Origin of the sequence: Brevibacterium iodinum ATCC 49514, assembly GCF_900169265.1 — a bacterium.
GTDB lineage: Bacteria > Actinomycetota > Actinomycetes > Actinomycetales > Brevibacteriaceae > Brevibacterium > Brevibacterium iodinum.
Window position 1 is genome coordinate 1 of the sequence record NZ_FXYX01000043.1, and the last position, 10058, is coordinate 10058.

Annotated in this window: 7 protein-coding genes; 4 read left to right on the forward strand and 3 right to left on the reverse strand. The window is 63.1% G+C overall.

The annotated features are described in order from the left end of the window. Window positions 1–140: 140 nt before the first annotated feature. Window positions 141–1259, reverse strand: coding sequence for an alanine dehydrogenase (gene ald / locus BI49514_RS15890; RefSeq protein WP_101547426.1), 1119 nt, complete (start codon window positions 1257–1259; stop codon window positions 141–143). Between the two features lie 319 nt (window positions 1260–1578). On the opposite strand from ald, the gene BI49514_RS15895 reads away from it, so the two are divergent. Genes BI49514_RS15895 through BI49514_RS15905 form a run of 3 tightly spaced genes read left to right on the forward strand, consistent with a single transcriptional unit; the run spans window position 1579 to window position 6186 of the window. Further along, a complete protein-coding gene (locus tag BI49514_RS15895; protein WP_101547427.1) occupies window positions 1579–1782 on the forward strand; it encodes a hypothetical protein in 204 nt (67 codons plus the stop codon). Window positions 1783–1786: 4 nt separating this feature from the next. Beyond that, entirely contained in the window at window positions 1787–3145 is a 1359-nt protein-coding gene (gene glnA, locus BI49514_RS15900) for a type I glutamate--ammonia ligase (protein ID WP_101547428.1), read from the forward strand. Beyond that, window positions 3145–6186, forward strand: coding sequence for a bifunctional [glutamine synthetase] adenylyltransferase/[glutamine synthetase]-adenylyl-L-tyrosine phosphorylase (locus BI49514_RS15905; protein WP_101547429.1), 3042 nt, complete (start codon window positions 3145–3147; stop codon window positions 6184–6186). Before glnA (BI49514_RS15900) ends, BI49514_RS15905 begins: the two co-directional genes overlap by 1 nt. Before the next feature lie 73 nt (window positions 6187–6259). Here BI49514_RS15905 and BI49514_RS15910 read toward each other — a convergent pair whose 3' ends face one another. Further along, entirely contained in the window at window positions 6260–7726 is a 1467-nt protein-coding gene (locus BI49514_RS15910) for a mycothione reductase (RefSeq protein ID WP_101547430.1), read from the reverse strand. A gap of 150 nt (window positions 7727–7876) precedes the next feature. After that, on the reverse strand, window positions 7877–9301 hold the full coding sequence (gene glnA, locus BI49514_RS15915) for a type I glutamate--ammonia ligase (protein ID WP_101547431.1): 1425 nt from the start codon (window positions 9299–9301) through the stop codon (window positions 7877–7879). A 143-nt stretch (window positions 9302–9444) separates the two neighbouring features. Between glnA (BI49514_RS15915) and BI49514_RS15920 the strand changes: the two genes are divergently transcribed. Beyond that, window positions 9445–9885 carry an RDD family protein gene (locus BI49514_RS15920; protein ID WP_101547432.1) on the forward strand — a complete coding sequence of 147 codons (441 nt, stop codon included), beginning with the start codon at window positions 9445–9447 and terminating at the stop codon, window positions 9883–9885. Window positions 9886–10058: the final 173 nt, after the last annotated feature.

Genomic DNA, 10058 nt, shown 5'->3' on the forward strand with positions numbered 1-10058 from the left:
TGCCCCGATGGAATATCGAAGCAAGACCGCCAAGGATGGTGAGCCTATTTACGAACTATGCTGACCTCACAGCAGTCCAACTTTTGGGGACCAGTCCACGCGAGGTTGCTGGGCCGCCGTCAGGTAGTAATAGGGGTTCTTCAGTTGGCTAGGGCGTGGGCCACGGACACTGCTTCGAAGCCGAATGCCTCGGCAACGTTGTCGTTCGTGACGTGCCCGTTGTGGATGTTGAGACCACGGGCCAGAGCGGAATCGTTCGACAGTGCCTTGTGCCACCCCTGGTCGGCGATCTTCACGGCAAAGGGCAGAGTCGCATTCGTCAGCGCCGCCGTGGCTGTGTTCGGCACCGCACCCGGCATGTTCGCCACGCAGTAGTAGACCGAGTTATGGACGGTGAACGTCGGATCGTCGTGGGTCGTCGGACGAGAATTCTCGAAGCAGCCGCCCTGGTCGATGGCGATATCGACAAGCACCGATCCCGGCTTCATCCCAGCGACCATCTCGTCGGTGACGAGCTTCGGCGCCTTCTTGCCCGGGATGAGCACCGATCCGATGACGAGGTCGGCTGTGGCCAGAGACTTCGTGATCTCGTACTTGTTCGACACCTTCGTGCCGATGGCACCGGCGAAGGTCTCATCGATCTGTCGCAGACGCGGAATGTTGATGTCGATGACCTCGACGGTCGCTCCGAGGCCCAGAGCCATCCGGGCGGCATTCGTCCCGGCCACACCGGCACCGATGACGACGACATTCGCGCGTTCGACACCGGGGACGCCGGACAGCAGGATCCCGCGGCCGCCGTTGGCCTTGAGCAGGCTGTGAGCGCCGACCTGAGTCGACAGGCGTCCGGCGATCTCGCTCATCGGAGCCAGCAGCGGCAGTCCGCCGCCGTCGGGCTGGACGGTCTCATAGGCGATGGCGGTGGTGCCGGCCTCCATGAGCGCCATAGTGAGCGCCTCATCCGCGGCGAGGTGGAGGTAGGTGAACAGGACGAGATCCTTGCGCAGGAAGCCGTGCTCCTGGGCGATCGGCTCCTTGACCTTGAGTACGAGGTCGCCGGCTGCCCATGTGGTGGCGGCGTCGGGGGCGATCTTCGCGCCTGCAGCCTCGTATTCGGCATCGGCGATGAAGGAGCCCTCGCCGGCTCCTGCCTGCACGGTGACCTCGTGGCCGTGGGCGACGAGCTCATGGACGCCGGCAGCGGTGATGGCGACTCGGAACTCATTGTTCTTGACCTCGGTGGGCACTGAAATGCGCATGGTGTGTTCTTCTCTCCTGATCGTGTGCCGCAGGGGCGGAGGCGACCGACTTCTCCGTCGGTCCTCGATGGTGTCAACTCTATTCCTTAGAAGGTTTGGAGAGCAAACCTTTAAATCTGTTTTCGTCACCAAAGATGCGAAATCAGTGCGTCTGGGTGCCAGACAACGCGGAAAACATGATTCCAGTCGAGCTCAGACTGCACCAAAGATGCAGATAGGGCGCTTCCGACGCATCAGCGACACGTGCCGTCAGTTCGCGATTTGAAACGGTAAGCTGAAAGCGTCAATGCAGAACCCCGCAGAGGAGAGAAGGCTCGCCATGGGACTCTACGAAGATATCGACGACCCGAACTCGAAGTACTACTTCAACCTCGAGACGAACACCGTGGAAAAGGGCCTGGTCAGCGACTGGGCCCACCGCATGGGGCCCTACGAGACCGAGGAAGTCGCCCGGGCCGCCCTGGAGAAGGCACGTGAGCGCAACCAGCAGTGGGACGAAGACGACGAGAAGTGGAACGGCTGATCAGATGTCGCGTCAGGAGGAATTCGTTCTCAGGACCGTCGAGGATCGTGAAGTGCGATTCATCCGACTCTGGTTCACTGATGTCCTGGGACAGCTGAAGTCCGTGGCCATCGTCCCCGCCGAACTCGAAGGCGCCTTCTCCGAAGGCATCGGATTCGACGGCTCGGCAGTCGAAGGGCTGTCCCGGGTGTTCGAGGCCGATATGGTGCTCAAACCCGACCCCTCGACGTTCTCTCTGCTGCCCTGGCGCGGAGAGACCGAACCGACCGGGAGGATGTTCTGCGATATCCATGTGCCCGGGGGAGAGCCGGCGCCGGCCGATCCGCGCAACGTCCTCAAACGCACTCTGGCCAAAGCCGCTGAACGCGGCTTCACCTTCTATGTGCATCCTGAGATCGAGTTCTACCTCTTCAAGACCGACAATCTCGACCCTGTGACCGGAATCAGCGACGGCACAGCGCCGATGCCCGTCGACACAGCAGGCTACTTCGACCATGTCAACGGGGGAACGGCCAATGACTTCCGCCGCGAAGCAGTCACCATGCTCGAAGCCATGGGACTGTCGGTGGAGTTCTCCCACCATGAGGCCGGACCTGGCCAGAACGAGATCGACCTGCGCTACGCCGACGCGCTGACCATGGCCGACAACGTCTTGACGTTCCGGTCGGTCATCAAAGAGGTCGCGATCTCCCAAGGCGTCTACGCTTCGTTCATGCCCAAGCCGATGGCCGATCACCCAGGCAATGGGATGCACACGCATGTCTCCCTGTTCGAGGGCGAGAACAATGCCTTCTTCGAACCGGGGGCCGAATATCAGCTGTCGAAGACCGGCCGACAGTTCATCGCCGGACTGCTCACCCACGCCGCCGAGATTTCGGCAGTGACCAACCAGCACGTGAACTCCTATAAACGTCTCTGGACCGGCCATGAAGCTCCGTCGTACATCTCGTGGGGCCACCGCAACCGTTCTGCTCTCGTACGGGTTCCGCAGTACAACTCCGGAAAGTCTTCGTCCGCTCGTGTCGAGTACCGTGCGCTGGATTCCTCCGCCAACCCGTACCTGTCGTATGCGCTCATGCTCGCAGCGGGACTCAAGGGGATCGAAGAGGGCTACGAACTGCCTGAAGAGGCCGAAGACAACGTCTGGCTGCTCTCTTCCACCGAACGGCGGGCGATGGGGATCGAGGCGCTGCCGCGCAGCCTGTCCCATGCCCTCGAGCTGATGGAGGGATCGGATCTCGTCGCCGAGACCCTGGGGGAAGAGGTGTTCGACTTCTTCCTGCGCAATAAACGGCAGGAATGGGCCGACTATCGCGCGCAGGTGACTCCATACGAGCTCGCGAAGCACTTCACCTCGATGTGATGGCCGCAATCACCTCACGCACGACCAGCGTCCCGGAGGCCACCGCTCGGTTCCTCCACGAGCTCGATGAGCTCCTCGGCGTCCCTCTTGCCACTGATTCGCGGTTCGTTGATCTCCTCATGGCAACCCCGGACCCGCATGGAGCGGCGCTGGGTCTGCTGCGCGTGGTCGAGGCCGCGGGGGAGGGTTCCGCGGCCCTGCTGGACGCAGTGAGGACCGGATCGAAGAGCGAGCTGGCCGAGGACGAACTCAACCGCCCCCTCCTGGCCCGGCTCCTCGCGGTCGTCGGCACTTCGGAAGCGATGGTCGACCATCTGGTCCGGCATCCCGACTCCCTGCCGCTGCTGCTCGTCCCCGACCCGTTCCTGCTGATCTCCACGCCTGCCGCCTCGGCGGTGTCCCTGAGATCAGAGATGTTCTCGGCCCTCGGTGCGGACCCCGAGGATCCGGCTCCGCGCGCCGCAGTGACCGGAGATGACGGGGTCAAGGCGCTGCGACGGAACTATCGAGATGCGGTGCTTCGCCTCGTCGCCGATGATCTGTCGGCGGAGTCTCCGGACGAAATCGTCGACCATGTCATGGCTGTCCTCTCCGACCTTGCCGCCGCTGCCCTCGACGCGGCCCTGGCCATCGCACGAGCCGAACTCGACGAGGCGGCCGACATCCGTCTGGCGGTCATCGCCCTGGGCAAGACCGGTGCACGAGAACTCAACTACGTCTCCGATGTCGATGTCGTCTTCGTCCTCGACTCCGCCGAGACCGAAGGTGCCAGGAGCCTGGCCACCGATCTCGCCCAACGTATGCGCAGCATCCTCTCCGACGCCGGAGGCGAGCCTGCACTGTGGGAGGTCGACACCGCACTGCGTCCCGAAGGAAAAGCCGGAGCCCTCGTGCGCACGCTGTCGGAGTTCGAGCACTACTATGCCGATATCGCCGAGAACTGGGAATTCCAGGCCCTCCTCAAGGCCCGGCCCGTCGCCGGCCACAGCGAGGTGGGACAAGCCTTCTCCGAGTCTCTCCTGCCCTTGGTCTGGCAGGCGGCCAGCCGTCCCGGCTTCATCGACGGAATCCGGGCGATGCGTCGCCGCGTCGTCGACCTCATCCCGGCGATCGAGGCCCCACGCCAGATCAAACTGGGTCGCGGCGGGCTGCGGGACGTCGAATTCTCCGCTCAGATGCTCCAGCTTGTCCACGGTCGCAACGACGAAGACATCCGCACCCCGAATACACTCGTTGCTCTCGGTGAGCTAGGAGAACACGGCTATATCGGCCAGCAGGATGCTTCCGTCTTCTCCACCGCGTACCGCTTCATGCGCGTCGTCGAACACCGCGTTCAGATCCCGAGGATGATGCGCAATGCGCTCATTCCCGACGATGAGGCCAAGCTGCGAACGTTGGCCCGTTCGGTCTTCCGGTCAGGTTCACGGACCGGCGACCGCCTCGAACAGGCTCGCCGCGATTATGCGAAGCAGGTCACCCGCCTCCATGAGCAGATCTTCTATCGGCCCATACTCGAGGCGGCCGTCGGCGTCCACGGAGCCGTCGTGGACGCGCAGAAACGGGGTTCGAGCCTGCAGGCGGCCGCCGATCGTCTCCAGGCTTTCGGATATGTGGACCCGCAGGGTGCTTTGAGCCATATCAAGGCCCTGACCACAGGGATGTCGCGCACTGCCATGGTCATCAAGCAGGTGCTTCCGGCGCTGCTCGACTGGTTCTCCGACGGTGTCGAACCCGATCGAGCACTGCTGGCCTTCCGACGACTCAGCGAATCGCTGTCATCGTCCGGGTGGTTCCTCAAGATGCTCCGCGACTCCGGCCTGGCCGCCAAATCGGTGGCCGAGGTCCTCTCCCTGTCCGGGTATGCGACGGAGCTTCTGCTGCGCCAGCCCGCCGCTGTCGCCTGGCTGGACCGTCATGTGAATCTCGAAGCTCGTGACCTCTCGATCCTCAACGCCGAGGTCGACGGGCTGCTCAAGCGCCATGGCGCCGATGCGGTGACTCCGATCCGCGAGACGTACAGCCGTGAACTGCTGCGGATCGCTCTGCGCGACGTCCTCAACGTCGGCGAACGCACCGATATACCCGGTGATCTCTCCGATCTCATGGACTTGGCGGTCCGAGGGGCCCTGCAGGCAGTCCGAATTGACCTCGACGGTCCTGACACTCCGGACTACGAATTGGGGATCATCGCGATGGGCCGTTGGGGCGGACGGGAGATCGGCTATTTCTCTGATGCCGATGCGATGTTCGTCTACCGCCCCGTGTCAGACGATCTCGACGCCGAGGCCCGCGGGAAACTGAGCAAACACGTGACGAAGGTGGCGCTCCAGCTGTCATCCCGACTCAAAGCCAGCGAAGGAGCCCAGGGGGTCGACCTCGATGCCGATCTGCGTCCGGAAGGCAAGAACGGGCCGTTGGTGCGCAGTCTCTCGTCCTACCAGGCCTATTACGCGAAGTGGTCCCAGCCTTGGGAGGCACAGGCGCTGCTGCGGGCGCGCCCAGTGGCCGGCGATGACGGTCTCTTCGAGGCATTCCTGGCACTCATCGATCCGCTGCGCTATCCGGAGGAGATGCCGCAGAAGGCGTTGACACAGGTGCGCACGCTCAAGGCGCGAATGGAAGACGAACGGCTGCCCCGCAATGCCGATAAGCGGCGGCACCTCAAACTCGGCCGAGGCAGCCTCTCCGATGTCGAGTGGACCGTGCAGCTCCTGCAGCTCCAACACGCCCATCGGGTGGAAGGCCTGCAAACCACCTCGACTCTGGCGGCTCTCGACGTGGCCACGCACGAGAACCTGCTGCCGGCTGAGGACGCCGACCAGCTGGCGGCGGCCTGGCAGTTGGCCACCGATGTGCGTTCGGCCGCGATGCTCTTCCGCGGACGCATCGCGGAATCGCTGCCTGCCGATCACACCGAGCTCGAAGCCACGGCCCGACTCCTCGGCTATTCGGCAGGGGCGGGCCATGACCTCGAAGACGATTATCTGCGCATCACCAGACACGCACGTTCCGTGATGGAACACCGCTTCTACGACTTCTGACTCGACGGCGGCGAGAGCCGCCGGCGTGCGGAATCTCTCGGTCATGGGACGAATCGGCAGTCGGTGGATGTGCTCAGTCGTCGAATTCGAGTCCGAGCAGGGCGTTCTCAACGACCTCGGGCAGTGCCGGGTGGATCCAATACTGCCCTGTGGCCACCTCGTCGGCCTTCTGCCCGAAGGCCATGGCCTGGATGAGCGGTTGGATGAGCATCGACGCTTCGTGCCCGACGATATTGGCGCCGAGGATGCGCCGGGTGCTCCGATCGGCGATGATCTTCACGATTCCCGGGTCATCGGCCATCGCCCAACCGTAGGCGACATCGGAGAACTTCTGCACCTTGATAGTGACGTCGTGTCCGGCCTCAGTGGCCTCTGCTTCGGTCATGCCCACATAGGCGACCTGAGGGGAGGAGAAGACGGCACCGGGTACGGCATGGTGATTGACTGCGGCGAGGTCGTTCGCCCGAGCACTGCCCGGTGACCCTGCGGCAACGTCTGCGGCCACATTGCGGCCGACGATCTTCGCTTCGTGGTTGGCGACGTGTTTGAGCTGATGGGGTGAGGAGATGTCTCCGAGAGCGAATACTCCGGGAACGGGCTGACCGGCCGAGAGGACTCTTTGATAATCGTCCACGGACAGGCGGTGGCCATCGGTGGTGTCGAATCCGGCTGCCTCGACATCGAGCTCGGCGGTGTTGGGAACCCTTCCCGTGGCCACGAGCACTCCGTCGGCGGTGATCGTCTCCGGCAGGTCCGCCTCGGCGAGGCGGCCGCTGGGTTCGAGGGTCAACGTGACTCCACCGTCGGCGATGTCGATCTGCTTGGACTGGGCACCGTGGAGGACGGTGTGGGAGGAGTCGAAGATGCGGGTGAACTCGTCGGCGGCCTCCTCGTCGATATTGCCCAGGAGGCGAGCACCACGGGCCAGGACAGTCACCTCGGTGCCGAGGGCGGCGAATACATGGGCGAATTCCATGGCGACGATTCCGGAGCCGATGATGACCAGTCGCCGGGGCTGTTCGGCGCGGCGCATCACCGTGTTCGAGGTGAACACCGGGTAGTCGTCGGTGTCGATGCGGGCGGTGTCGAGTCCGGCGATGTCGGGGATGATCGGGTGGGCGCCGGCGGCGATGACGATGCGATCGGCGGTGATCTCCTCGCCGGATGCGGTGCGCACGGTCTTCTGCCCGGTGAAGTGAACATGTTCGGGGACGACGGTGATATTGGGCTGACGGTCGCTGCTGCGGTACTCGCGTCCTCCGGACTCGATCGCGTCGATGCGGGAGAAGATGCGGTTCTGGAGTCCGGCCCAATCGACCTTCGGGTGAGTCGGGGTCAGGTTGTAGCGGTCGGCCTGGGTGACCTGTTCGGCAAGGGTGGCGGGAAAGACGAACATCTTCGTCGGGATGCATCCGACATTGAGGCAAGTACCGCCGAAGTGCCATTCCTCGGCGATGGCGGTCTTCAGTCCGGCGAACCGCTTGTCGAGGAACATGTTTCCCGATCCGGTGCCGATGAGCAGCAGGTCATAATGCGTCAAAGTCCATCCCTCCGATGGTGCGTGAACCGACCGGCCGCGTAGACGGCCGCAGAGCCGAAAGGGCGCCACGGGTGATAACCCGTGACGCCCTCACTCTATTCCACCCGGCGGCGGGATCTCAGTTCATCTGGAATCGACCGTCGACCGAGGTCAGAGTGCGTAGTAGAGCTCGAACTCGGTCGGTGTCGGACGCAGTCGCGCGACATCGAGTTCGTTCTCACGCTTGATGCGGATCCACGTCTCGATGAGGTCGGGAGTGAACACATCGCCGGCGGTGAGGAAGTCGTGGTCCTTCTCGAGCTCGTTGAGTGCCTCGTCGAGGGTTCCGGGCACAAGCTTGATGTCCTTGGCCTCCTCAGGCGGAAGCTCGTAGAGGTCCTTGTCGATGGGCTCTGGCGGTTCGATGCGGTTGCGGATTCCGTCGAGTCCGGCCATGAGCTGGGCCGAGAAGGCGAGGTACGGGTTCGACGAGGGGTCCGGAACACGGAACTCCAGTCGCTTGGCCTTCGGCGAGGATCCGGTCACGGGGATGCGGATCGCAGCAGAACGGTTGCGGGCGGAGTAGACGAGGTTGACCGGGGCCTCATAGCCGGGCACGAGGCGGCGGTAGGAGTTGATCGTCGGGTTCGTGAACGCCAGCACCGCGCCCGCGTGTTCGATGAGTCCGCCGATGTACCAGCGAGCCAAGTCGGAGAGTCCGCCGTAGCCGTTCTCGTCGTAGAACAGAGGCTCGCCGTTCTTCCACAGCGACTGGTGGCAGTGCATGCCGGAGCCGTTGTCGTCGAAGAGCGGCTTGGGCATGAAGGTCGCAGACTTGCCGAGCTCGAAGGCGGTGTTCTTGATCACGTACTTGAAGTCGAGCAGCTGATCGCCTGCGTGCTGGAGCGTCTTGAACTTGTAGTTGATCTCCTGCTGACCGGCGGTGCCGACCTCATGGTGCGCCCGCTCCATCTCGAAGCCGATCTCCTCGAGCGTCAGCGACATCTTGTCGCGAACATCTGCGTACTGATCCTGCGGCGAGACCGGGAAGTAGCCGCCCTTGAACGGGGTCTTGTAGCCCTGGTTTCCGCCGACCTCATCAGAGCCGGTGTTCCACGCGGCTTCCTGTGAGCCGATCTTGTAGAAGCTGCCGCCGGGAGTGTTCTCGTAGCGGATGGAGTCGAAGAGGTAGAACTCAGCCTCAGCGCCGAAGAAGACAGTGTCGGCGATTCCAGTGGATTCGAGGTAGGCCTCGGCCTTGGCTGCGACCTGACGCGGATCACGCGAGTAGGGCTCATCGGTGAACGGATCGACGATCGAGTGCGTGACGACCAGCGTCTTGGCCTCACGGAAGGGGTCGATGTACGCGGAGGTGACATCGGCCAAAAGCTTCATATCCGATTCGTGGATGCCCTGGAAGCCTGTAATGGAGGACCCGTCGAAGAGCAGACCTTCGGTGATCTCCTCCGTGCCGTATGAAGCGGCGGGGAGGTTGAAGTGCTGGACCACACCGGGCAGGTCGCAGAACCGGACATCGACGAATTTGACGTCATTGTCCGATATGTAGTTGACGAGTTCTTCAGCAGACGAGAACACTTAGGTCTCCTAGTTCGTGTACGGTGGCCGTTTGTCCTGACCACGGTCAATCTTAGTCGCCGAAGAGTGAAGTGATGATGTCGCCCATGTTTCGGGCATGTTTCCTGAGGATCCACTCAGGCCGGATTTCGTAGGCTGGGGGAGTGATCAATCGTGACGACCTTGGTTCCTGGCTCGAAGGGCCCCGGTTCGACAGGGAAGAAGACGACTGGCCCGGAAAGCGGCTGGGTCTGCCTGTCAACGGCTCGCATTCTCTGGCCCCGGCGTGGAAGCGAATCCTCGCCCTGCTCGTCGACTGGCTGATGTGTCTGGCGATCGCCAATCTCATCGATCCGGCGAATCCGATCCTCGCGCCCGCGTTCTTCGCCCTCGAGAATTTCGTACTCGTGGGCACTCTCGGCTATTCAGTCGGCCATCGCCTCTTCGGCATCGAAGTCCGGCGCCTCGACGGTCACGTGCCGGGACTGCTCAAGTCGCTCATCCGCGCCGTTCTCGTCGTGCTCGTCATTCCGGCGCTCATCTTCAACCGCGACAACCGCGGAGTCCACGATCTTGCGGCAGGAACCGTCATCCTCCGCCGCTGACCTCCCAATTGCTACCTGACGGCGGCCCAGCAACCTCGCGCTGGAGTGGTCCCCAAAAGTTGGACTGTGATCAACACAAGCCAACTTGAAGGGACCATTCCATGCGTAAGGACTGTCTGATCACAGACGAACAAGCCAAAGCCGCGATCGAACTCTTCGACCAAGGGCACGGC